Consider the following 21,942-nt stretch of genomic DNA (forward strand, 5'->3'; position numbering starts at 1 on the left):
CTTAATCTCTGTTTTGGCTGACTTTTTACAAATTAGTTTATACGGGGAAAAATGGCTTAAAATAACGTTTTATACTTGACCTAGCAAGGAAAATCAGATATGATAGTCATTGTTAAAGCTCAAGTGAAGACTTGAAGGCTTAATAATATTTGGAGGATTAGTTAAATGGCTAATAAACAAGATTTGATTGCAAAAGTTGCAGAAGCAACAGAATTGACTAAAAAAGATTCAGCTGCAGCAGTTGATGCAGTCTTCTCATCAATTGAAGAATTCCTTTCAAAAGGTGAAAAAGTTCAATTGATCGGTTTCGGTAACTTTGAAGTTCGTGAACGTGCCGCTCGTAAAGGCCGCAACCCACAAACTGGTGCTGAAATCAAAATCGCAGCTTCAAAAGTTCCAGCATTCAAAGCTGGTAAAGCTCTTAAAGACGCTGTTAAATAAGAATGATTTCTTGATAGCAAGAAGAGGCTGGGATTTGCTCCCAGCCTCTTTTTAGAAAAGTAGATAATATGACTAAAACAACATTTTTTATTGTCTTATTGATTTTGCTGGGGCTGACTTTTGTTAAACTTTTGATTTTTGGCTCTATGTTTAAAATTTTTAAACCGCAAGAAATGACGGAAAAAGAAAAAAGAGACTTTGACCGAGAAATGGACGGCGAAGACGAAGATGAAGATTTTGAGGATTTAACTTAAAAAAAGACTTCAAGTGATTCAACCATTAATATTAATTAAGCAGCCTTTTGCTCCAGATAATAGGGGTTCTGTTTGAACAGTTATATAAAAAAGCTTGGACGACTCAAGCTTTTTTATATACTTTATTTAACCTGTCCTCTTTGATAGGAATTATTGTAAGGCTTGAAATCGTGGTCATGCAGAACTTGAGCGGCATAGGCAGGCCAGTTAGGATTACGAATGAGACCGCGTCCGATTTCAATTAGGTCAGCCTGTTCGGTTTGCAAGAGATATTCGTTTAGTTCGGGACTATTTAGCAGACCGACTGCTGTCACAGGGATAGAGACAGCCTCTTTCATTTTAGCGGTGTAGGGAGCTTGATAACCGCCATAAATAGGGATATTTGGCCGGGTATCAAGCAGACCGCCTGTTGAAATATCTAGACAATCAAGGCCGTCCCTTTCAAGCCAACGGCCAAGAGTCTGCCAATCTTCAATGGTGTTTTGCTGACCGGACTCATCGTAGGCTGTCATTGACAGGCGAATCCAGAGAGAACCAGAGAAAACCTGACGAATGTCTGGCAGCATTTCTCCGACGAAACGATAACGATTTTCTAAACTAGCACCATACTTGTCTGTCCGGTGATTCGTTAAGGGTTCTAAGAATTGATTGATGAGATAACCGTGGGCTCCGTGGAGTTCGATTAGGTCAAAACCTGCTGCTTGAGCGCGCTTGGCTCCTGCGATAAAGGCCCTTTGGACTCGACTGATGTCGTCAAGAGACATTTCACGTGGTTTTCCATAGTTGTCATTGTAGGCTAGGGGACTGGGAGCCATTTTATCCTTAGCATCTTGAGCTTTGCGGCCGCCGTGGCCTAATTGGATACCAACCTTGCTTCCTAGACTATGGAGTTCATCGACCAAGGACTTAAGTCCAGAAATGTGGTCATCGCTCCAAATACCAAGGTCTTTATTTGTTAGGCGGCCATCTGGTTCAACGGCGGTTGCTTCCAAGATAATAAGGCCGACCTGACCGATAGCCCTAGATCCATAGTGGGCATGGTGAAAAGGTGTGACTTTACCATCTTCTTCATCGACCACATACATACACATAGGTGGCATGACCACTCGATTTTTTAATGATAAGCCTGCTATTTCGGCAGGTGAGAGTAGTTTGGACATGTTTATCCTCCTTCTTGCTTTTTGAGCTCATTATAGCAAATCATTTGTGATTTTTCAGATTAGGAAAATAGAATGGCATAATAAGTAGTTTCCCAACCACTGTGTCTAGCTAATAAAATTGATCAAATAAATAAGGCTGAGAACTTTTGTCTTAGCCTTATTTATTAAGTTAGTTGAGGTAGTTGAGTTTGCCGCGGAAATCCTCAAGACTGTGGTAGCCTTTTGCTTTCATAATTGCCTTGAGTTCCTTGGTGATTCGTTCAAAGATGGCCGGTCCTTCTTGATGAAGGGCGGTTCCGATTTGGACCATGCTGGCACCGCAGAGAATATGCTCGAAAGCATCACGACCGGATTTAACCCCGCCAGTTCCGACAATTTGGATAGAAGGGTTGAGACGTTGGTAAAAGGCGTGTACATTGGCTAGGGCGGTTGGTTTAATGTAGTCACCACCGATACCACCGAATCCATGCTTAGGTTTAATAACCACGGTTTCGTCATTAATAACTAGGCCGTTACCAATCGAATTGACGCAGTTAACGAAGGCTAATGGATATTTATTGAAAATAGCAGCAGCCTGATCAAAGTGAGCAATATCAAAATAAGGGGGCAGCTTAATTCCCAGCGGCTTGGTAAAGTAGGAGAAGACCTCGCTTAAAATGCTATCAGTCGTCTCGAAATCATAGGCAATCTGAGGTTTGCCAGGAACATTTGGGCAGGAAAGATTGAGTTCAATCAAGCCCTCGTAGTCGCTGTCTTGAACGGTCTTAAGGATAGTGTGGGTTTCCTCTTGGCTCATTCCGACCAGAGATAAGAAATGATTCTTGCTTGTCGGTTCTTTCTGCAATTCTGTGACATAATCGAGGTAGTAGTGGAATCCCTTATTGGGAAGGCCCATAGAATTGATAGAACCAAATTGAGTATCAGCGTAGCGGGGTTCGGGATTGCCAGAGCGTGCTTCTAAGGTTCCAGTCTTGGTGACAAAGGAACCCGCAGCAGAATCCTCGATTTCTGCTAACTCTTCTTTGGTCATGCAGTAAACGCCTGCCGCATTCATCAGACAGTTATCAAAAGCAAATTGGCCTATTTTTGTTGCTGTAGAAACCATTGTGTCCTCCTTGAATAGATGGTTTGGAATTACTTACATTCTACTATTTCGGTTTGTTAAAGACAAGTTAAAACGAAATATTCAGCAACATTCTTATACTAATATTCGCTTTTTACTAGTGACAAGCTGATTAACTTAGTTTGATTCAATTCAACTGGGACTTTTATCCGAGATTAGACTAGCTTTTTTAGTGATTTTCTTGTAAAATATAGGAGTAATAGCGTAATGCTGTAACCTAAATTAACCTTCGGGGCTATATTTTAAAAGGAGAATGACTAATGGTAAAATTGGTTTTCGCTCGCCATGGTGAGTCAGAATGGAACAAAGCTAACCTTTTCACTGGTTGGGCAGATGTTGATCTTTCAGAAAAAGGGACACAACAAGCGATTGATGCTGGTAACTTGATTAAAGAAGCAGGTATTGAATTTGACCTTGCTTTCACATCTGTTTTGAAACGTGCAATCAAGACAACTAACCTTGCTCTTGAAGCTGCTGATCAACTTTGGGTACCCGTTGAAAAATCATGGCGCTTGAACGAACGCCACTATGGTGGTTTGACTGGCCAAAACAAGGCAGAGGCTGCTGAAAAATGGGGTGATGATCAAGTTCATATTTGGCGCCGTTCTTACGATGTGTTGCCGCCAGCTATGGCTAAAGATGACGAATATTCAGCACATACTGACCGTCGTTATGCATCACTTGATGATTCTGTTATTCCAGATGCAGAAAACTTGAAAGTTACTTTGGAACGTGCGCTTCCATTTTGGGAAGATAAAATTGCTCCAGCCCTTAAAGATGGTAAAAATGTTTTCATTGGTGCTCATGGGAACTCAATCCGTGCCCTTGTAAAACACATCAAGCATTTGGGCGACGATGAAATCATGGGTGTTGAAATTCCTAACTTCCCACCACTAGTATTTGAATTTGACGAAAAACTCAACGTTACAAAAGAATATTATCTTGGAAAATAGGGAATGAGATAAAATCGCAACTTTCTAGAAATCGATTTTGTTCTTGCCCCTACAAGACTGATTCAGCTTGTACTATGAGTAAAGAAGCTGAAAATCAGTTTAAAGATAATAGAGGAAAAGCAGGCTGTGAAATCTAAAGTTTCAAGCTTGTTTTCTTTTGTACAAAACTTCTGAGATGAGTTTTTTAAGGAAATTAAGATGAACAATGTGATTTCCTAGAAGGTTATTTTCTGGCTATCGTAAGACGATAGGCTTTTGCTGTAATGCTAAGTAGTCTCAGTTATTGTAAAGATAATAGTGATAATAGTAACTAAAAGAATTGCTGATCCGTTTTTTTAGCTAGAGCATTTGGAATCTTGGTTTTCGAACGGAACAGCCTTTAAATGCTTTTAATCCGATTTTTAACTAGCTTTTTGGTAATCAAATTTTAAAAATTCCTTACTGAGAAGCTAAGTTTTTTTACTTGATTTGTGATAGAATAAAATCATTAGATTTTATCGAAATGAGGAGACTATGGATCTGAAGAATCTGTTTAAAAAAAGAAAAAAGAAAAGCGATAAACCTGAAACCAAAGTGGAAAAAACATTGGCTAGAACTACTCGAAAAAAACTGAGAAAGCGAACGGGTTTTCTTTCTAGCTTAACCAGCCGTCTTTATATTATTTTTGCCTTGGTTTTGACTCTGCTGACGGTGCTCATTAGTCGCTTAGCTTATATGCAGATTAGCCACCATTCTTTTTATTTAGGTAAGCTCAATAAACAGACCACTTATACGGTTAAGCAGTCTTCTGAACGGGGGCAGATTTATGATGCGACAGGACAACCCTTGGTTGATAATGAAAAGAAGACTGTTGTAACCTACACGCGCAGTAATAAGGCAACAGCTGCTGATATTCTTAAAAATGCTAATGATTTAGCTAAAATGGTTAATTTAACTGAAACCAAAGTGACGAATCGTCAGAAGCGGGATTATTACTTGGCCAATCCGAAACATTATCAATCAGTGGTAGATAAACTTCCTGATAAGAAAAAGTTCGATAATTATGGTAATAATTTGACCGAATCGAATATTTATAAGAATGCAGTCGATGCAGTCCCTAAGAGTAAGATTAATTATTCGGAGGAAACGCTCAAAAAGGTTTACATCTTTAATCAGATGAATAACGCTTCCAATTTCAGTACCGTCAATCTGACAACTGGAGATTTGACAGATGATCAGATTGCCTATATTACTGCTAATAAATCTAAATTGCGCGGTATCAGTATTGGGACAGACTGGAATCAAGAAGTAACAACCTCTTCTTCATCTCTGTCAGATATTATCGGAACACTGTCAAGTGAGAAGACTGGTCTGCCAGAAGAAACGGCCAAGGAATACTTGGCTAAGGGCTATTCTCTTAACGACCGTGTAGGAACGTCTTACCTGCAAAAGCAATATGAGGATATTCTTCAAGGGAGTCGAACAACAAGAAAAATTAGTGTCGATAATGATGGAAATGTTGTTAAGACTAAACAAACAACCAAGGGAAGCAAGGGCAATAATCTGAAACTGACAATTGATCTTGGCTTCCAAAATGGTGTTGAAGGTATTCTCAACCAATTCTATGGCTCAGAGGTTTCTTCTGGAACAGCAGCTAATTCGGAAGGGATCTATGCGGTTGCCCTCAATGCTGATACAGGATCCGTCCTGGCCATGGCTGGTCTGGCTCATGACAAAGATACCGGTCAACTATCCTCGAATGCTCTGGGCAATGTCACAAACGTCTTTGTTCCGGGGTCTGTGGTCAAAGGAGCAACCTTAACAGCTGGTTGGGAATCTGGTGTGCTAGAAGGCAATCAAACCTTGACCGACCAAACCATCAGTGTCAATGGTTCTAATCCTATCAAATCGTGGTTTACCGACCAAGGCAGTCGTTCTATCACAGCTACTCAGGCTTTGGAATATTCATCCAATACTTATATGGTTCAAGTGGCTCTTAAGATGATGGGACAAGACTACTATCCTGGAATGAGTCTTAGCGATGATGGTGTTGACAGCACAATGGAGAAACTTCGCAGTGTCTATGCTGAGTATGGTATGGGAACTAAGACAGGTATTGACCTACCTAATGAGTCCGAGGGCTACACGACCAAGGACTATAAGCCTGGTAACGTCTTAACAGAAGCCTTCGGTCAGTTCGACAGCTATACGCCTATGCAGTTGGCTCAGTATGCTGCAACAGTTGCTAATGGTGGCAATCGCGTCGCTCCTCACCTCGTTCAGGGTATTTATAATAACAATGCTGATGGTGGCTTGGGCGATCAAATTCAAGCAGTTGATACTAATGTTCTTAACAAGGTAAATATTTCTGATGACCAAATGAGTTTGATTCAACAAGGTTTCTATTCGGTGGTTAATTCATCTTCTGGTTATGCGACTGGTAAAGATATGGCCAGCAGTTCGATTTCCATCTCTGGTAAGACTGGTACAGCTGAAACTTTTGCTAGTGATGGTAATGGAAATACTGTTCCAACTGTAAATCTCAATGTTGTTGCCTATGCAACAGCTAACGATGGTACTCGTGTGGCCGTAGCGGTTATGTATCCGCATGCTGCTAATTCAGAAACCAAGGCTCACCAAAATATTGCGCGTGAAATTTTAAATCTTTATCAATCCATGTATGGTGGTGGCCATTAAGAAAGATAAACGCTATAATAGAAAGGCTGGAAGAATTTCCAGACCTTTTTAGTTGAAGGAGAGAGAAGTGCTGTATCCAACACCTATTGCAAAATTGATAGATAGTTTTTCTAAGCTGCCTGGTATCGGAACCAAGACTGCAACCAGACTGGCTTTCTATACCATTGGTATGTCAGATGAAGATGTCAATGATTTCGCTAAGAACCTTTTAGCGGCTAAACGGGAGCTGACCTATTGTTCGGTCTGTGGTAATTTAACTGAGGAGGATCCCTGTGTCATCTGTACCGACGAAACTAGAGATAAATCAACTCTCTTAGTCGTCGAGGAGAGCAAGGATGTGACAGCTATGGAAAAAATCCAAGAGTACCACGGTCTCTATCATGTCCTGCACGGCCTTATTTCTCCGATGAATGGTGTAGGACCTGATGATATCAATCTCAAGTCACTGATTCATCGTCTGATGGATAGCGAAATTAGCGAAGTCATCGTGGCGACTAATGCTACAGCTGATGGGGAAGCAACGTCCATGTATATTTCTCGTGTTCTTAAACCGGCGGGTATTAAGGTTACTCGTCTAGCGCGTGGACTGGCTGTCGGCAGTGATATTGAATACGCTGATGAGGTTACCCTCCTTCGTGCTATCGAGAATCGAACAGAATTATAATCGTTAATGTGGTATCCATTAATCTGTTATATCTAAGGTTATTAAAACGAGGCTGAACGTTTGTTTCAGCCTCGTTTTATGTTATAGATTTTTTGCTTTTTGAATAATTTTATTTAAGGCTTTTTGTCGCTCCTGATCAGAAATTTTTTCAACACCCGTAATTTGACTAATGGTAACGGGTGAAATGCCACAGGATTTAAGGATCTGATTTTTCAGAACTTTACCGTAATCTTGTGCTAATGGGGTGATAAAGGACGGGGTGTTGTGTGTGATAATTATCCACGCTTTGCCCTTGAGATGGCCCTTCAGGCCGGTCTTAGTGTTGTGATAGGCAAAACCGGCGACAAAGACCCGATCAATAAAGCCTTTGAGCATTGCCGGCATTCCCGACCACCAAATGGGAAAGATAAAAATGAATTGGTCTGCCCAAGTTACCAAATCACGATATTTGGCGGTTTCAGGATCAGAGGCCAAGTCACGCCTACGATGTCTACTATCAAAACGCAAAATGGGATCAAATCCTTCAGCATAGAGGTCTATTACCCGAAGTTTATGGGATTTATTTAAGTTTTCTTGCACTTGTTTTGCAATATAGGCATTAAAACTTTGTGGGTTAGGGTGAGCGGTAATCATTAAAATATTCATGCGTTTTCTCCTTTGATGTAAATGTCAAGCATATTTTCGATCATGGTTCGAAGAGATGCTTGTGAAAAGTCCGTTCCAATAGGACTTTGTGACAAAATGGCCAGACCAGAAATGAAGCTCCAGAAGTGAAAAAGGGTTTCAGCTTCACTATTGTGGAATCCTTCCTCCTGTCTTAAATTGAGAACAATACGCTTAAAAGCATCAAAACCGGGTAAGTCTTTGTCTGCTAAAATAGTATCTTCAGAAAGCTCCATGTATTTAAAAGGATATTTAATAAAAAGAGCTTCAAAGACATAAGGATTTTTTTGTGCGGCTAAAACAAAGTTAAATCCCATTTGAATCAATTCATCTCTCGCTGGTGAGGATGACTTGATGTTTACGGTCATCTCATTGGCCCAGAAATTAGAGAGACGTGATAGAACGATTCTGAGATAACCATCTTTACTGCCAAAGTGTTTATAGGGAGCACCATGTGTGACACCACATTTTTGTGAGACGGTCCTTAGCGATAGATTATCTATGCCATGCTGGCAAATTTCTTCTATTCCTGTTTGAATCAAATTTTCCTTGAGCTGTGCTGTATTTCGTTTCACATAATCTCCTTTCTCAAAAAAAGTATACATTGACTACTTTATAAATAAAGTATACGCTGTCTACTTTTGTATGTCAAGAAAAAATTTGACAACCTACTGCATCTTTGCTATTTTGTTAAGTAGTTTAACAAAACAAGGAGAAAAACAGTGGCAGATAAGATACTCGATTTGAGCCAAGACTTGCAGATATTTGTAGAAAGATATAAAAAACTGGAGCAGGAGCAGCACCATATACCTAATAAAGATCTGACGATGGCTGAAGTTCATCTGCTAGTCTTAGTTGGACAAGAGAGCGGTATTGGTTTATCACAGATTGCCAAAAAACGGCAAATTTCCCGCAGCGCTGTCACCCAGCTGGTCAATAAGTTAGTCCTAAAAGGCTATCTGCAAAAGAAACTTTCGCCATATAAGAAGAGTGCCTATGGCGTGATTTTAACAGAATTAGGGCAGGAAATTTATCAGATACACCTCTACCAGCATGAGTTTCTAAGGCAAAAGCTGCAAAAGATTTTCGCAGCTTATCCTGAACATTTTTTAGAAGGAGTAAGACAGTTGATGTCGGATGTAGAAGGTGTCTGGGATGCTTTAGCACAGAAAAATCAAGAAGGCTGGAGTAATGAAAATTAGACTTATTAGCGACAGTGTTCTGGCTGATAGCACTTTTGATCTCATCATCAGTGGGTTAAAGCCATTTAGTTCCTATCGGTTAGAAATGACTCTTGAAAATTACTACAATATCAATGCTCCCATGGACTTAAGTTACCTAGTTCCATGGCGAGCTAGCGGCCTTTACTATTCGGATCAGCAAGGCTCTATCAGCCTTAACGAAACTGTTTGCCAGTCTGGTTCCTATCAAGGTCAGTATCCTATGGGGCTGTTTTTTAACAGTAGGCCAGACAAAATAAGGAAGATGAACTTGCCTTCGCGTTTAGAAGACATTCCATTAAATGAACGTTTTGACGTTCTTTTGGAAGTGTTCGAAGGGAAGCAAAAGCTGGGAGAACTGAGGTTTCAGCGTTATTATCAATTGCTTCATATCAGTAGGCAAGATGTTTCCTTTTCCCAAGCTAAAGCCAGACTTTTTTACCCAGAAAAGGCTCGCAATTTACCAGCTATCGTTGTATTGAGCGGCAGCGACGGTCGGATTGAAAAAGCCCAAAATATAGCTCAATTACTGGCCAGTCATGGTTTTGTTACTCTAGCTGTAGCCTATTTTGGTTTGGAGGGCACTCCTGAAGCTTTAGATAGAATTGACTTAGGTTTTATGGAAGAAATCCTACCTTATCTTAGCTCTATGTCTCAAGTTGATAAAGAAAGAATTGGGATTTATGGGCGGTCCAAAGGGGCCGAATTAGCTCTGATGGCGGCTGCTTTTTTCCAAGATTCAAATGTATTGTTGTTAATTCCCCCTCTTGTGCTGTACTTGAAGGTATGAAGGGTTATCGCAACTCGGGCCATTCGTCTTGGGTCTATCGAGGACAGGAGCAGCCTTTTACTAAATTTTTGCTCAGAGATTTTTTGGTAAGTAAATTATCGAGAAAACCGCAAATTCATTATCAGGCAGATAGTTATATTCCAGTTGAGACCATTCAAGGGCATCTCTTATTGATAGGAAGTAAGCAGGATGAAATCTGGCCAGCTAATGAATCTATTGAAAAAATTTCAGAGCGATGGGCGCAAAGAAAAGATCAGATGTATCATTTAGAAAAACTGGTTTTAAACCATAGCGGTCACATGCTGACGGTTGCCTACCAGCCTAATAATCGTTATAAAAAAATAGCTTGGCAAGAAATTTTGTCTGATAGTTTGCGGTCTTGGCAAGCTACGATAGGATTCTTTCCAAAGTATTTGTGAGCTCAAATTTGCTTCCCCCCACTTTTGTTTTATGATATAGCAGTATTTCAACACGAGGTAGAAAAAGGCTCAGTACGGTTATGCTGGGCGTTTTTGACATCGTTTACGCTTACGGAGCGGTTTTATCTACCGATTCCAAACTCCCTGCAATTTATGCTATAATAAAGGGCGAATAATTTGCTAGAAAAGAGAAATCATGTCAAAGAAAACTCTGATTTTATTGTATGGTGGACGTTCGGCAGAGCGTGAGGTTTCGGTCTTATCGGCTGAAAGCGTTATGCGTGCCGTTGACTATAATAAGTTTACTGTCAAGACTTACTTTATCACCCAAGCTGGTGATTTTATCAAGACGCAAGAATTTACCAGTCAGCCTAGCGAAGCAGAAAAGCTCATGACTAATGCGACTGTGATTGCTAGTCAGACTATCAAACCTAGTGATATTTATGAGGAAAATGCGATTGTCTTCCCTGTTCTTCACGGACCTATGGGGGAAGATGGTTCCATTCAAGGCTTCCTTGAGGTGTTGAAGATGCCCTATGTGGGAACGAATGTCCTCTCATCTAGTGTTGCTATGGACAAGATTACCACTAAGCATGTTTTAGAATCAGCCGGTGTTCCTCAGGTAGCTTATGTCACTTATATGGAGGGACAGGATATGGCAGCCACTATTGACCAAGTGGCTAACAAGCTTGTCTATCCCGTCTTTGTCAAACCGGCTAATATGGGATCTTCTGTGGGGATTTCTAAGGCTGAAAATGATGGGGAATTGCGTGCTGCCCTTGAACTAGCCCTCAAATACGACAGCCGCATCTTGATTGAGCAAGGTGTCAATGCGCGTGAAATTGAAGTTGGGATCTTGGGTAATAGCCAGATTAAAACGACTCAGCCTGGTGAAGTCGTCAAAGATGTGGCCTTTTACGATTACGAGGCCAAGTATATCGATAACAAGATTACTATGGACATTCCAGCCAAGGTATCTGAGGAGATTATGGCCAAGATGCGGACCTACGCTGAGACGGCCTTCCGAGCTATCGGTGGCTGCGGTTTGTCTCGCTGTGATTTCTTTCTAACTGAGAGCGGTGAGATTTATCTCAACGAGCTTAACACCATGCCAGGTTTTACCCAATGGTCAATGTATCCCCTACTTTGGGAAAACATGGGTCTTCCATATAAAGAGTTGATTACTGAGCTGGCCCATCTGGCTCAGGAAGTGTTTGACAAACGAGAAAGTCACTTATTATAAAAATGGAAAGCGGAGAATTGTCTTCGTTTTTTCTTTTGGAACAGGATGTAGTTAGCACTTGTTTGAAATGTTTTTGGAAAAGGATATTGAATTTGCTAAAATTTCTGCTAGATTTTTGAAAAGATAATTTAAAAAATATTTTGAAAATTACAACAAATAGGAGTACAATAGGGGTATTCTTATTAATTAAACATGCCTACACTCTGTGAAATTAGGCTTACCTTTCTAGAATTTTTAGTGATTCTTTATCTGGTTTTCTAATTGCTTTGAGTTGTTTAAAGGCTTAATATCTTATAGGAGGTTCTTATGCAAAAAGTTGAACAGTTTAGCAAATGGCTTAGCAAATGGTTCACGGTCATTGTTATCATTTGGGCAGCGTTTAACTATGTCCTGCCGCAAACGAGTACTTGGGTTATTCCCAATACATCTTATCTACTGGGAATTATTCTGTTTGGGATGGGTTTGACCTTGACGACAGAGGATTTTGTTCGTATCTCAAAAAGACCTATTCCTGTCATTTTGGGGACAGTAGCCCACTATATCATTATGCCGGGCTTGGCTTGGCTGCTCTGTCTGCTTTTCCACCTAAAGGGGGCAACAGCAGCTGGGGTTATTTTAGTTGGCTCTTGCCCTAGTGGGACATCATCCAGTGTTATGGCCTTTCTTGCTGGTGGAGATGTTGCCTTAGATGTCTCCATCGAAGTCTTATCGACCTTGCTTGCCCCCTTGATGCTGCCGACTCTCCTGTCCCTTTTGGCAGGTCAATTTATTGCAGTACCGGCGGCTAAGCTCTTTCTATCAACGCTCCAAATTGTTGTTGTTCCAATCGTTTTGGGGGTTATCGTCCATCGGCTTTTAGCTCATAAAATTGATTTAGTTATTAAACTGATGCCTCTGATATCACAAGCAGCTATCCTTTTGATTATTGGTGCAGTCGTATCAGCTAATCATGCTAATATCTTTACTTCAGCAACGGCTTTAGTTATTCCTGTTGTGATGCTGCATAATCTTTGTGGTTATGGCTTAGGCTATGGCTTTTCTAAGTTACTGCGCTTGAAAGAACCTCAGCAAAAAGCCATTACTTTCGAAGTCGGTATGCAGGATTCAAGTTTAGGAGCAACACTGGCCATTAAATACTTTGCTCCCCAAGCAGCCATTCCTTCAACCATTTTCTCTATTTGGCATAATATCTCTGGTTCGATATTATCATCCTGGTGGAAGAATCATTCCAAAGAAACCTTGATGAAAGAGGATTAATAAACTTTAGCTTCATCACGAATGTGGTGAAGTTTTTTAGTCCCCCTGTTTAGTGGCCATTAACCTTATAAAAGTTAAACAACAGCCTAATTGCTATTTATTAGGCTGTTTTGCTGCGATTTTAGCTTGTCTCGCTCCGATAGATATAAAGCAAATAAACTACTCGTTTAACAAGTGAGCATTATTATCCACTTTGAGTACAATATATGTGGTAACTTCTTTAGCTCATTAAAAATAGAAAAAAAGCGTGCACATGTCACATTTCGATAGCTATTAATATTTTAATTTTGATACTGAAACGTCTTGATAAGCTAAATCAAATACACTATTTTCTAGAAATCCTGTTTTAACATCTAATGAATTAGCAGTTCCTGCTGCGGAACCATATTTTAATACATCAACAAAGGATCTGTTCTTATCAATAGCAGACAAGATACCTCCAACGGTTGCATCACCGGATCCCTGCGTATTAATAGCATTAACTTTTGGAAATGTAATTTGATAGAATTCATTTTCATATTTGATAAGTGATCCATTAGCCCCTAATGATACAAAAATGACAGGGATATTAGAAAGCAACTCATCAGACATAATGTTTTTTTGCAGTGTTTCCACATCGGCTGTTATTTTCGTATTGAGTAATTCAGCAATCTCAGTTTCATTAGGTTTAATAATATCTGGTAGAAAACCTGAATCTAGGCAATCCTTTAATGCATTACCGGAAGTATCTAACAAAATTTTTATATTCTGATTTAATCCCCTGATTTTTTGTATTAAATCAGAATAAAAATGACGCGGACAATCTAGTGGCAGGCTGCCATTAATTGAAATTGCTGTGACCTTTTTAGTTTTAACATAAGATTCAATTTTTCCATCCAGTTCATTTAAAACCGATTGAGTAACGCTTGCTCCTAATTCATTTATTTCTGTTTTCATATTTTCTTTATCTAAAATGACATAGCAGTTCCTAGTTTCATCATTTGTACGAATAAAATCTGATGTGAACTTATCATTTTTTGTTTGAGAAAGGATGTAATCTCCATTCATTCCGCCAATAATACTGATAGCAGTGGCTTCTGTGCCAAGTATTGCAGAAACGCGTGCAGCGTTAATTCCTTTTCCTCCTACCATTTTGGTTATTAAATTTACTCTGTTTAATTTCCCTGGAGATAAGCTATCAACTTTATAGAGGTAGTCTACAGAAGGGTTCATGGTAAGTGTGATAATCATATAAGATTCCTTTCCAGACATTATAATATATTGACATATTTTGAGTACTCTTCTTTTTTTATGGGATCCCAGTTATCATCGCTGACTAAGCTATCAAATGCTTCCAGAGGAGCAAATGTTATCATATCAGATATTCCAATTTTTGATGTATCTGCTACAATGATTTTTTTATCCGCACATTCCATAGCGGTTAACTGTATGCTTCCCTGTGTAGAATTGCTTGTTGTAACTCTATTTTTGCTAATACCATTTGTTGAACAGAGAGCAAAGTCAATGTTTAGGTCTTTAAAAGAAGCTTCGGCAATTGGTCCTAAAAACTCGCCGGTTTTTTTATAAAACTCACCGGCAGTTAATACGATCTGATTGTCATATTCCAATAGTGCTTGAAAAGCAGGGTAACTGTTGGTGACAAATCGTATATTTTTAGTGGCTAAGTGCGGTATTGCTAAAAGAAGTGTGGTACCTGCACCGAGATATACAGTGGAGTTGCTGGGAATTAAATTACCTAGCTTTTTTCCTATACTATTTTTCTTTTCGACATTAAGTAGCAGTTTCTCATCTGTTGAAAATTCAATATGTCTTGAACGATCAATGGATAAGGCTCCACCATGCTCGCGTTTTAGTTTTCCGTGTTCTTCTAATTGTTTTAAATCGCGGCGAATGGTGACTTCAGACACCCCAGTTATGGAAGCAATTTCAGAAGTTGTCATCATTCCTCCGTTCATATTGATTAAATCAATGATTTTATTCCATCGAATATTTTTAATCACTATCTCTATACCTCTCGTTAATGTATTTGCTTTTATTATAGTATACAATGAATCAATAATCAATAAATAATCATCTTCAAAAAAAAACATTCAAAAAAGTTTCGAAAATGATTGACTTATGAATTATTTTGATTATAATTAAAGATGTAAGCGATATCATTCAAGGGAGGAGAGATTACCATGATTAGTGAAATGTTCAAAGAAGATTTGATTGACTTGGATGTTATTGTATCCGATGAGGCACAGCTGTTCGACTTAATAGGAATGAGAGTTATAGAAAAAGGTGTTGCAGAATTAGGATACATTGCTGGTTTAGAGAAGCGAGAGTTATCATATCCGACAGGATTACAATTTCCTGAGATATCTGTTGCATTCCCACATGTAGATAGTAAGTATATCAAAGAGCCATTTATCTACATTGCAAGGAACAACGGCGTCTTAGAGATTAGGCAAATGGGCGATGCAGCTGAAATGTCTTCCAGAGATTTCCTGTTTTTAGGAATCAAAGATGGGTCGAAGCAGCCACAATTATTAGCAAATATGATAGCAGCGTTTCAAGATAGTGAATTTGTGAATAAATTTAAAAACGTTACAACCAAAGAAGAAATGTACGATTTGGTTGTCAGCAATTTTGAAGAATAAAAGGAGTACTATTATGAAAACAATTCTGGTGTGTTGTGGTTCGGGTGTCGCTACAAGCCCCCAAGTAACGAATAAAGTGAATGAATATCTGACTTCAGTAGGACTAGATGGATATGCTAAGGCAGCTCCTAAACCTATTGAAACAGCTAAATCAACTATTGAAAGCGATCCAAGTATCATCATATATATCGGCATTGCCCCAGCGAATAAAGAACTTCAAGAAGTACTTGATGAACATGATGTTGTTGGAATGGTCGGCTTGCCATGGCTGACAGGTATGGGACAAGATGGGGCAAACGAACGTATTAAAGAAGTCGTTGAAAAATATAAGTAAGTATAATTAAAATTTATAGAATTCTCAGGGGGAATTTATTATGAACTGGAATGATATTGTTCAAGCAATATTGGGAGTTGGATCTACTGTTCTTATTCCCATCTTTATTGCTATTCTGGGTTTAATCTTCGGAATGAAACCTTCTAAAGCTCTGCTGTCAGGTCTTTATCTAGGGACTGGTTTTATTGGGATGAGCTTAGCTATTAATCAGTTAACTGCAGCAGTTAGTCCAGCAGCGAAAGCCTTGGCGAAAAACACAGGGATTAACTTGCCAGTTGTTGACTTTGGATGGACAGGAGCTTCAGCAATTACTTGGGCTTGGCCACTTGCATTTACATTCTTTGCGGTTGAACTTGGGATTAACTTAGTTATGCTGCTTAGTAAAATGACCAAAACATTGAATGCAGATATGTGGAATGTATGGGGAGTTGCTCTGACTGGTTACATTGTATATCAATTCTCTGGTAATCTTGTTTGGGGCTTTATTGTTGCTGGTATTCAGGTCATTATCGCTCTGAAATTGGGAGATATGTGGGCAGATGAAATTAAAGATATGTTAGGTTACGAGGGTGTAACTGTAACACACATAGAGACATTTACTGCTGTTATTATGAGTCCTGTCAATAAATTGATGGATTATATCCCAGTGTTTAATAAAAAATGGGATGCCGATGCCTTAAAACGTAAAATTGGAATTTTGAGTGAGCCTGTTGTGATGGGGGCAATTATTGGCTTGCTTCTAGGACTGATTGGACAATACGGGATTGCTAATTCATTGAATCTTGCAGTCACAACTGGTGCTGTAATGGCAATCTTTCCAGTAATGGCTAAATTCTTCATGGATGCGTTGACGCCATTTGGTACCACAATGAGCGACTTCATGAAGAGACATGTAAAAGGTCGTGAGTTTGTTATTGGTTTAGACTGGCCAATTGTTGGTCAAAGTACAGAACTTTGGGTAACGATGGTACTTTTGATTCCTGTATCTATTCTGTTTTCTGCGGTGTTGCCAGGCAATGAGATCTTGCCTCTTGCTGGTGTCATTAACTATTGCCTAGGTGTAGGTGGTCTTTTGTTGACAGGTGGCAATCTATTGAGAATGCTTGTCCTAGGTATTATCTATGAACCGCTGTTTTTATATGGATCAACTTATTTTGCAGGCATCTTTACAAAATTAGCCAAGAGTACTGGTGCTATCAATGTTCCTAAGGGATCAGAAGTTTCATGGAGTTCTATCGAAGCACCAGATTTCCGCTTCTTAGCAGGCTGGGCTGGTCGCGGCAATGTTATGGCAATTGTTGGTTTTGTGGCACTGTTAGCTTTGTTCTATATTTTATACAGGGGATTTAAGAAAAATCCAATTCCAACAAATAAATACAAAGACTAGTAAATTTTTAGAAGGGACTGAGTATGACTGTAAGATCTAAAGCATTTTGGACTTTCCTAAGTTTTCTGGCATTTTTACTATTTATAGTAGCTATTTACACAAAATTATATTGGTTAAATATTTTTGTGATTGTATTGGGTCTACTAGTAAATAAAGAGGGAACGTCTATTTTGTTCCCTAACTATTTGGAAAAGAAAAAGATTGTACTGGAAAGAAGTAAAGTAATACATGAATCTAAAGGAAAATAGAAAGGTCGATTAGTTATGAGATATCCAGCAGGTCGTATTCCATTTGAATATGAACGTGAAGATTTAGCAAAAGTTGTTAAAACAGTTATGGATCGTCGTGATACCAATATTGTTGGCGGAAATATTAGTATTCGTGTGACAGATGAAGAAGGGAACGACTATTACGTAATGACTCCAACAATGATGTCGGAAGCTTATTTGGGCCATTTAACGGCTGATCAAATTTTGGTCATTGAACCACATACGCGAAAGGTCCTTTCAGGTAATGGTAAGGTGACGCGCGAAATTAATATGCATGAAGCAATTTATGATGTTAATCCAGATATTAAATGCGTATTCCATTCACATGCTGATCAGTCGATGTTTTGGGCTACTATTGGGCTAAGTATGCCAAACTTGACAGAAGCAACTCAAAAATTAAAAGAAATCCGAACATTGGACTGGCACCCTATGTGTTCTGAAGAACTAGCAGAATATGTTGCTGAAGAAATTAAAAAAATTGGCGATAAAGCTTTACGAAATGGTTTCTTATTGAATTCTCACGGGACCTTATTCACATCTGGTGGAAAGGATATGGATCCAATTACGGCTCTACATAAATCTCTAGCAGATGTTGATATCACAGAGTGGAATTCTAAAGTAGCCTATGAGCAGACCATTTTACAACACGAAGGTATTTTAGATGGTTACTATTCAGAAGGTGTTAAAATCGGAACATGGGAAGATGTTAAGGCTGGTAAAGCTTTATATAATACTGTGACTGTCCAAAATAAAAATGGGGATTAATCATAAGGAACTGCCAGAGTGCTATACTTTTCTTAAAATAGACACTAAAGAATAAAAATTTAAAAGTGAAAAGCACCCTAACCAAAATAATTGCACGGTTAGGGTGCTTTTCTAATGAAACTGTTTACTGGACAGAGAAATTTATTAAAAATCGAGATTTTATAACGGTTATTTTGGATTAATATTAATTAATTGTCGCCAGTCTCTTAACTTTTGCAGCTGGGTCATCACTAGCATAGTTAGAATGACACGGATTGGAATTTCAAAGATTTTTAACCAGCGGCCTGAGATAAATTGGGCGGCAATAGGCACTTTGTAGTAGATTTGGATCAAAAGAGGTGTAAAAATAAAGCTTCCAATGCCCATAATGATTAGCGTTGCTACGCTGACATAGGCCCAGTCTTTTTTAGAGGTCCAGCTTAGTGGTTTTCTATAGAAAAAGAAGCCGTAGAGGGCACCTTGAACAGCTTCCAGCAGGGTCCACCAGATAATGAAGTTGGCTGTTCCAGCTGTCATCATATCAATCAGATCAATCAAGGCTAGGATAATAAATCCATAGGCTGGACCGCCGATAGCACCGATCATAGTTGAGATGATGAAAGTCAAGCTGATGACCAATTGCTGGGGAATGATAGGAATGGACAGTTTTCCCATCACGATAGACAGAGCCATGAGCATAGCCAAGCTAACCAAGTGTTTGGTTGATAATTTTGGAAAAAAGGGTTTAGAAAACATAAAAAGCTCCTATTCTAAATTAAGTGGAGCTGTTTAAAATGGAGACGCTCCAGTCCTAAAAATGAGAAAATCAGGATTGAGCGTCCTTAATTAAAAACAGCGGATGCAGTGATTTACCGCGCTCTTGCTTCGTTATGTGACAACATCCCATTCACATACACTTAACGCAAATCACTTACTCTGTATTTTGAATACAGTTCTAGTCTAGCATGTTTGCAGGAGTTTTCCTAGATTTTCAGAGAATTCCATAATTATTGTTCGTCTTTTCTTAGTCGCTTTCAATGGCATGGCCTATTTTGAGTCAGATTTTTGTGGTATAATTTCAGAGAAAATCACTTTTATACTATAAGAATAAGGAATACTAATGAAATTAAGTTTATATGAAATTGCTGAAGTAGTCGGGGCACGCAATGATGTTTCCCAGTTTGAGGATTTTCCCATCCATGCTATTGAATTTGACAGTCGCAAGATTACTTCTGGCGACCTCTTTTTACCCCTCAAGGGGACTCGTGATGGTCATGAATTCATTCCGACAGCCTTTGAAAATGGGGCAGTGGCAACTTTTTCCCGTATTGAACTGGATGAAGTCCCCTACATCTTGGTTAAGGATCCTTTAGCTGCCTTTCAGGACTTAGCCAAATATTATTTGAAAAAGATGGCAGTTGATGTGATTGCAGTGACAGGTTCAAATGGTAAAACGACGACCAAGGACATGATTCATGATGTCTTGGCGACGACCTATAGGACCTACAAGACTCAAGGCAATTACAATAATGAAATCGGCTTGCCTTATACTGTTTTTCACATGCCAGATGATACTCAGAAAATTGTTCTTGAGATGGGGCAGGATCACTTGGGGGATATTGACTTGCTGTCCAAGATTGCTCAGCCTAAGATTGGCATCGTGACCTTAGTCGGTGAAGCCCATCTGGAATTTTTTGGCAGCCGTGAGAAAATTGCTCAAGGAAAGATGCAGATTGTTAATGGTATGGCGGCAGATGGAACCTTGATTGCTCCGGCAGATAAGATTATCAATGATTACTTACCTGTTGATCAGAAGGTAGTCCGCTTTGGTCCTGATCAAGATATTTTCTTGACAAAGCTAGTAGAACGGAAGGACAGTCTGCAGTTTTCGGTCAGCTTTATGGACGATCTGATTGAACTGCCTGTTACAGGTAAGTATAATGCCACTAATGCTATGTTGGCGGCCTATGTTGGTCAACTTGAAGGAGTAGCAGATGAGGTTATTGCTTCAGCCTTGAAGCATTTGAAGCTGACTAAAAACCGAACGGAGTGGAAGAAGGCCAGAAATGGGGCTGACATTTTAGCTGATGTTTATAATGCTAATCCGACAGCCATGAAATTGATCTTAGAAACCTTCCTAGCCATTCCGGCTAATGAGGGCGGAAAGAAGATTGCTCTCTTAGCTGATATGAAAGAGCTGGGAGAAAACTCGGTTCAGATGCACAGTGATATAATTATGGCCATCAATCCGGAGGATTTGGATTATCTAATTTGCTATGGAGAAGATATTGCCGAGCTGGCTCAATTAGCTAGCCAGATGTTCCCACTTGGCAAGGTATATTATTTCAAGAAAACAGATCAAGAAGACCAATTTGAGGATTTGGTTAAGCAGGTTAAGACTCTCTTGCAGCCGGCCGATCAAATTTTACTTAAAGGATCGAACTCTATGGACTTAGACAAGGTTGTCAAGGCTTTGGAAGAATAGCGTTAATTGAACACGGGCTGTGGACTTAGCTAAAAAGATAGTTTCTCTTATTTTAACTGTGCCCACGGATGCCCTCTGTATCTTAGATAGAGGAGATAGATACTGTGACAGAATTTTGGCAGAATTTTTTTACAACTCAGCAAACAACCGTACCGATCATTTCGGGCTTCTGGTATGGTATGATTGTCTTGGGAATGGTTCTTTTGATTTGGTTGTCTTATCGCTATCATCAAAGTGTTGTTTATATCCGCCTTTTTAAGGGGATCCAATTGGTTCAATTATTAGCACTCTATGGTTGGTATTTAGTTTATCGTATTCCACTGGACTACAGTCTGCCTCTCTACCATTGCCGTCTAGCCATGATTGGGCTAGTTTTTTTGCCAGACAGATGGTCGTTTAAACAGTACATCGGTCTGATGGGCTTTAGCGGGGCAATTTTTGCCTTGGGCTATCCGGTCATGGATCCTTATACTTTTCCGCATATTACAGGGATTTCTTTCTTGGTTGGTCACTTTGCTCTTTTTGCCAATGGCTTAACCTATCTGCTTAATTACTTTAACAGGGATAATCTCAGTCTGACTGGTACTGTGGTCTATACTTTTGTGCTGGATCTCTTCTTGGTTGGAGTGAATCATCTGACTGGAGGAAATTACGGTATTCTGCGAGAACCTCCTTTTATTGATAATAGCAATGTCTGGTTCAATTACCTCGTTGTTTCAAGTATTCTGAGTTTGGCTTTGGTCTTGACAGAACTTGGTTTTAGACGATTTAAAAAAGTTTCCTTAAAAATTTAGATAGTGGATTTATTTGGTAAGTCAACTTATTATGGCTTCATGCTATTCTGAGTCATTACCTCATTTCAAGCCTTCGAGACCTTGATTTTAGCCTCAGTCTGACAGGTGGTACTAATATTATACTAACGGGTCTAGGGCAACCTTATGATTTTGTGACTTATTCAGCCTAGATAATTTGTAAGCCTCACAACTGCTTGGATATCCTGTTCACTATTTCTAGAAAATCACATGCATGATTTTACGGAATTCAAAAAAGTGCCTAGGCTGTTTGTCTGAGAAAAGCCTTGTTTTTGTGTTGGAATATCTAGAGTTTCTCGGTTTTCATAAAAATACCTTTGTTTCAGCTAGGAATTCGAGACATCGTTACTTGACTAATAAAAACACCTCAACGGAGAGATATGGCTATTCCTAAATCATTATATCG

22 protein-coding genes, 1 pseudogene and 1 riboswitch are annotated in these 21,942 nt (G+C 39.3%); of the genes and pseudogenes, 16 read left to right on the top strand and 7 right to left on the bottom strand.

The window, feature by feature from the left end:
- Positions 1-165: 165 nt before the first annotated feature.
- Positions 166-441: an HU family DNA-binding protein gene (locus G7Y32_RS01050; RefSeq protein WP_004228960.1), complete on the top strand. Its 276-nt coding sequence runs from the start codon at positions 166-168 to the stop codon at positions 439-441.
- 68 nt (positions 442-509) lie between these two features.
- Positions 510-695, top strand: coding sequence for a hypothetical protein (locus tag G7Y32_RS01055; protein ID WP_165209422.1), 186 nt, complete (start codon positions 510-512; stop codon positions 693-695).
- Positions 696-817: 122 nt separating this feature from the next.
- Here G7Y32_RS01055 and G7Y32_RS01060 read toward each other — a convergent pair whose 3' ends face one another.
- Positions 818-1,855, bottom strand: a complete 1,038-nt coding sequence (locus G7Y32_RS01060) for an oxidoreductase (protein ID WP_165209425.1) — start codon at positions 1,853-1,855, stop codon at positions 818-820.
- A gap of 169 nt (positions 1,856-2,024) precedes the next feature.
- Positions 2,025-2,960, bottom strand: coding sequence for a dihydroorotate oxidase (locus G7Y32_RS01065; protein ID WP_165209428.1), 936 nt, complete (start codon positions 2,958-2,960; stop codon positions 2,025-2,027).
- A gap of 278 nt (positions 2,961-3,238) precedes the next feature.
- On the opposite strand from G7Y32_RS01065, the gene G7Y32_RS01070 reads away from it, so the two are divergent.
- From G7Y32_RS01070 to recR, 3 genes are all read left to right on the top strand, one after another.
- On the top strand, positions 3,239-3,931 hold the full coding sequence (locus tag G7Y32_RS01070) for a phosphoglycerate mutase (protein ID WP_165209431.1): 693 nt from the start codon (positions 3,239-3,241) through the stop codon (positions 3,929-3,931).
- Positions 3,932-4,444: 513 nt separating this feature from the next.
- On the top strand, positions 4,445-6,607 hold the full coding sequence (pbp2b, locus tag G7Y32_RS01075; RefSeq protein ID WP_165209434.1) for a penicillin-binding protein PBP2B: 2,163 nt from the start codon (positions 4,445-4,447) through the stop codon (positions 6,605-6,607).
- A gap of 67 nt (positions 6,608-6,674) precedes the next feature.
- Positions 6,675-7,271, top strand: coding sequence for a recombination mediator RecR (gene recR / locus G7Y32_RS01080; protein WP_165209437.1), 597 nt, complete (start codon positions 6,675-6,677; stop codon positions 7,269-7,271).
- Positions 7,272-7,352: 81 nt separating this feature from the next.
- Here recR and G7Y32_RS01085 read toward each other — a convergent pair whose 3' ends face one another.
- Positions 7,353-7,916: an NAD(P)H-dependent oxidoreductase gene (locus tag G7Y32_RS01085; protein ID WP_165209440.1), complete on the bottom strand. Its 564-nt coding sequence runs from the start codon at positions 7,914-7,916 to the stop codon at positions 7,353-7,355.
- Positions 7,913-8,509 carry a TetR/AcrR family transcriptional regulator gene (locus G7Y32_RS01090; RefSeq protein ID WP_165209443.1) on the bottom strand — a complete coding sequence of 199 codons (597 nt, stop codon included), beginning with the start codon at positions 8,507-8,509 and terminating at the stop codon, positions 7,913-7,915. The genes G7Y32_RS01085 and G7Y32_RS01090 overlap by 4 nt, the downstream gene beginning before the upstream one ends.
- A gap of 147 nt (positions 8,510-8,656) precedes the next feature.
- Between G7Y32_RS01090 and G7Y32_RS01095 the strand changes: the two genes are divergently transcribed.
- The 4 genes and pseudogenes from G7Y32_RS01095 (at position 8,657) to G7Y32_RS01110 (ending at position 12,863) form a co-directional block, all read left to right on the top strand.
- Positions 8,657-9,136, top strand: coding sequence for a MarR family transcriptional regulator (locus G7Y32_RS01095; protein WP_165209446.1), 480 nt, complete (start codon positions 8,657-8,659; stop codon positions 9,134-9,136).
- A pseudogene (locus G7Y32_RS01100) lies at positions 9,126-10,363 on the top strand (acyl-CoA thioester hydrolase/BAAT C-terminal domain-containing protein). Before G7Y32_RS01095 ends, G7Y32_RS01100 begins: the two are co-directional and overlap by 11 nt.
- A gap of 196 nt (positions 10,364-10,559) precedes the next feature.
- Positions 10,560-11,606: a D-alanine--D-alanine ligase gene (locus tag G7Y32_RS01105; protein WP_165209449.1), complete on the top strand. Its 1,047-nt coding sequence runs from the start codon at positions 10,560-10,562 to the stop codon at positions 11,604-11,606.
- Positions 11,607-11,912: 306 nt separating this feature from the next.
- A complete protein-coding gene (locus G7Y32_RS01110) occupies positions 11,913-12,863 on the top strand; it encodes a bile acid:sodium symporter family protein (RefSeq protein ID WP_165209452.1) in 951 nt (316 codons plus the stop codon).
- A 273-nt stretch (positions 12,864-13,136) separates the two neighbouring features.
- Here G7Y32_RS01110 and G7Y32_RS01115 read toward each other — a convergent pair whose 3' ends face one another.
- Entirely contained in the window at positions 13,137-14,093 is a 957-nt protein-coding gene (locus tag G7Y32_RS01115; protein ID WP_165209455.1) for a 1-phosphofructokinase family hexose kinase, read from the bottom strand.
- A gap of 20 nt (positions 14,094-14,113) precedes the next feature.
- On the bottom strand, positions 14,114-14,953 hold the full coding sequence (locus G7Y32_RS01120; protein ID WP_241154181.1) for a DeoR/GlpR family DNA-binding transcription regulator: 840 nt from the start codon (positions 14,951-14,953) through the stop codon (positions 14,114-14,116).
- Between the two features lie 90 nt (positions 14,954-15,043).
- Between G7Y32_RS01120 and G7Y32_RS01125 the strand changes: the two genes are divergently transcribed.
- From G7Y32_RS01125 to G7Y32_RS01145, 5 genes are read left to right on the top strand one after another with little or no spacing between them, the layout of a single operon-like run.
- Entirely contained in the window at positions 15,044-15,505 is a 462-nt protein-coding gene (locus G7Y32_RS01125; protein ID WP_165209458.1) for a PTS sugar transporter subunit IIA, read from the top strand.
- 13 nt (positions 15,506-15,518) lie between these two features.
- Entirely contained in the window at positions 15,519-15,839 is a 321-nt protein-coding gene (locus G7Y32_RS01130; protein WP_165209461.1) for a PTS sugar transporter subunit IIB, read from the top strand.
- 40 nt (positions 15,840-15,879) lie between these two features.
- Positions 15,880-17,226 (top strand): PTS galactitol transporter subunit IIC, encoded by a 1,347-nt coding sequence (locus G7Y32_RS01135; protein WP_165209464.1) that lies wholly within the window; start codon positions 15,880-15,882, stop codon positions 17,224-17,226.
- Positions 17,227-17,249: 23 nt separating this feature from the next.
- The gene (locus tag G7Y32_RS01140) at positions 17,250-17,474 is read left to right on the top strand and encodes a hypothetical protein (protein ID WP_165209467.1); all 225 of its coding nucleotides are present in this window, start codon (positions 17,250-17,252) and stop codon (positions 17,472-17,474) included.
- A gap of 15 nt (positions 17,475-17,489) precedes the next feature.
- Positions 17,490-18,260, top strand: coding sequence for a class II aldolase/adducin family protein (locus tag G7Y32_RS01145; protein WP_165209470.1), 771 nt, complete (start codon positions 17,490-17,492; stop codon positions 18,258-18,260).
- 168 nt (positions 18,261-18,428) lie between these two features.
- Here G7Y32_RS01145 and G7Y32_RS01150 read toward each other — a convergent pair whose 3' ends face one another.
- Entirely contained in the window at positions 18,429-18,995 is a 567-nt protein-coding gene (locus G7Y32_RS01150) for a folate family ECF transporter S component (RefSeq protein WP_165209473.1), read from the bottom strand.
- A gap of 95 nt (positions 18,996-19,090) precedes the next feature.
- A riboswitch (THF riboswitch) is annotated at positions 19,091-19,180 on the bottom strand.
- Between the two features lie 179 nt (positions 19,181-19,359).
- Here G7Y32_RS01150 and G7Y32_RS01155 point away from each other — a divergent pair.
- Positions 19,360-20,724, top strand: coding sequence for a UDP-N-acetylmuramoyl-tripeptide--D-alanyl-D-alanine ligase (locus G7Y32_RS01155; RefSeq protein WP_165209476.1), 1,365 nt, complete (start codon positions 19,360-19,362; stop codon positions 20,722-20,724).
- Positions 20,725-20,828: 104 nt separating this feature from the next.
- Positions 20,829-21,518 (top strand): YwaF family protein, encoded by a 690-nt coding sequence (locus G7Y32_RS01160; RefSeq protein WP_165209479.1) that lies wholly within the window; start codon positions 20,829-20,831, stop codon positions 21,516-21,518.
- Positions 21,519-21,942 lie beyond the last annotated feature (424 nt).

The sequence above is a fragment of the Streptococcus tangpeifui genome (assembly GCF_011038795.1).
GTDB classification, from domain to species: Bacteria; Bacillota; Bacilli; order Lactobacillales; family Streptococcaceae; genus Streptococcus; species Streptococcus tangpeifui.

What these genes read in the sequence shown, in the direction of transcription:
- G7Y32_RS01050 (WP_004228960.1), top strand. Translation starts at nt 166, where the DNA reads ATGGCTAATAAACAAGATTTGATTGCAAAAGTTGCAGAAGCAACAGAA.
- G7Y32_RS01055 (WP_165209422.1), top strand. Translation starts at nt 510, where the DNA reads ATGACTAAAACAACATTTTTTATTGTCTTATTGATTTTGCTGGGGCTG.
- G7Y32_RS01060 (WP_165209425.1), bottom strand. Translation starts at nt 1,855, where the DNA reads ATGTCCAAACTACTCTCACCTGCCGAAATAGCAGGCTTATCATTAAAA.
- G7Y32_RS01065 (WP_165209428.1), bottom strand. Translation starts at nt 2,960, where the DNA reads ATGGTTTCTACAGCAACAAAAATAGGCCAATTTGCTTTTGATAACTGT.
- G7Y32_RS01070 (WP_165209431.1), top strand. Translation starts at nt 3,239, where the DNA reads ATGGTAAAATTGGTTTTCGCTCGCCATGGTGAGTCAGAATGGAACAAA.
- pbp2b (WP_165209434.1), top strand. Translation starts at nt 4,445, where the DNA reads ATGGATCTGAAGAATCTGTTTAAAAAAAGAAAAAAGAAAAGCGATAAA.
- G7Y32_RS01085 (WP_165209440.1), bottom strand. Translation starts at nt 7,916, where the DNA reads ATGAATATTTTAATGATTACCGCTCACCCTAACCCACAAAGTTTTAAT.
- G7Y32_RS01105 (WP_165209449.1), top strand. Translation starts at nt 10,560, where the DNA reads ATGTCAAAGAAAACTCTGATTTTATTGTATGGTGGACGTTCGGCAGAG.
- G7Y32_RS01110 (WP_165209452.1), top strand. Translation starts at nt 11,913, where the DNA reads ATGCAAAAAGTTGAACAGTTTAGCAAATGGCTTAGCAAATGGTTCACG.
- G7Y32_RS01115 (WP_165209455.1), bottom strand. Translation starts at nt 14,093, where the DNA reads ATGATTATCACACTTACCATGAACCCTTCTGTAGACTACCTCTATAAA.
- G7Y32_RS01120 (WP_241154181.1), bottom strand. Translation starts at nt 14,953, where the DNA reads ATGTTTTTTTTTGAAGATGATTATTTATTGATTATTGATTCATTGTAT.
- G7Y32_RS01125 (WP_165209458.1), top strand. Translation starts at nt 15,044, where the DNA reads ATGATTAGTGAAATGTTCAAAGAAGATTTGATTGACTTGGATGTTATT.
- G7Y32_RS01130 (WP_165209461.1), top strand. Translation starts at nt 15,519, where the DNA reads ATGAAAACAATTCTGGTGTGTTGTGGTTCGGGTGTCGCTACAAGCCCC.
- G7Y32_RS01135 (WP_165209464.1), top strand. Translation starts at nt 15,880, where the DNA reads ATGAACTGGAATGATATTGTTCAAGCAATATTGGGAGTTGGATCTACT.
- G7Y32_RS01140 (WP_165209467.1), top strand. Translation starts at nt 17,250, where the DNA reads ATGACTGTAAGATCTAAAGCATTTTGGACTTTCCTAAGTTTTCTGGCA.
- G7Y32_RS01145 (WP_165209470.1), top strand. Translation starts at nt 17,490, where the DNA reads ATGAGATATCCAGCAGGTCGTATTCCATTTGAATATGAACGTGAAGAT.
- G7Y32_RS01150 (WP_165209473.1), bottom strand. Translation starts at nt 18,995, where the DNA reads ATGTTTTCTAAACCCTTTTTTCCAAAATTATCAACCAAACACTTGGTT.
- G7Y32_RS01155 (WP_165209476.1), top strand. Translation starts at nt 19,360, where the DNA reads ATGAAATTAAGTTTATATGAAATTGCTGAAGTAGTCGGGGCACGCAAT.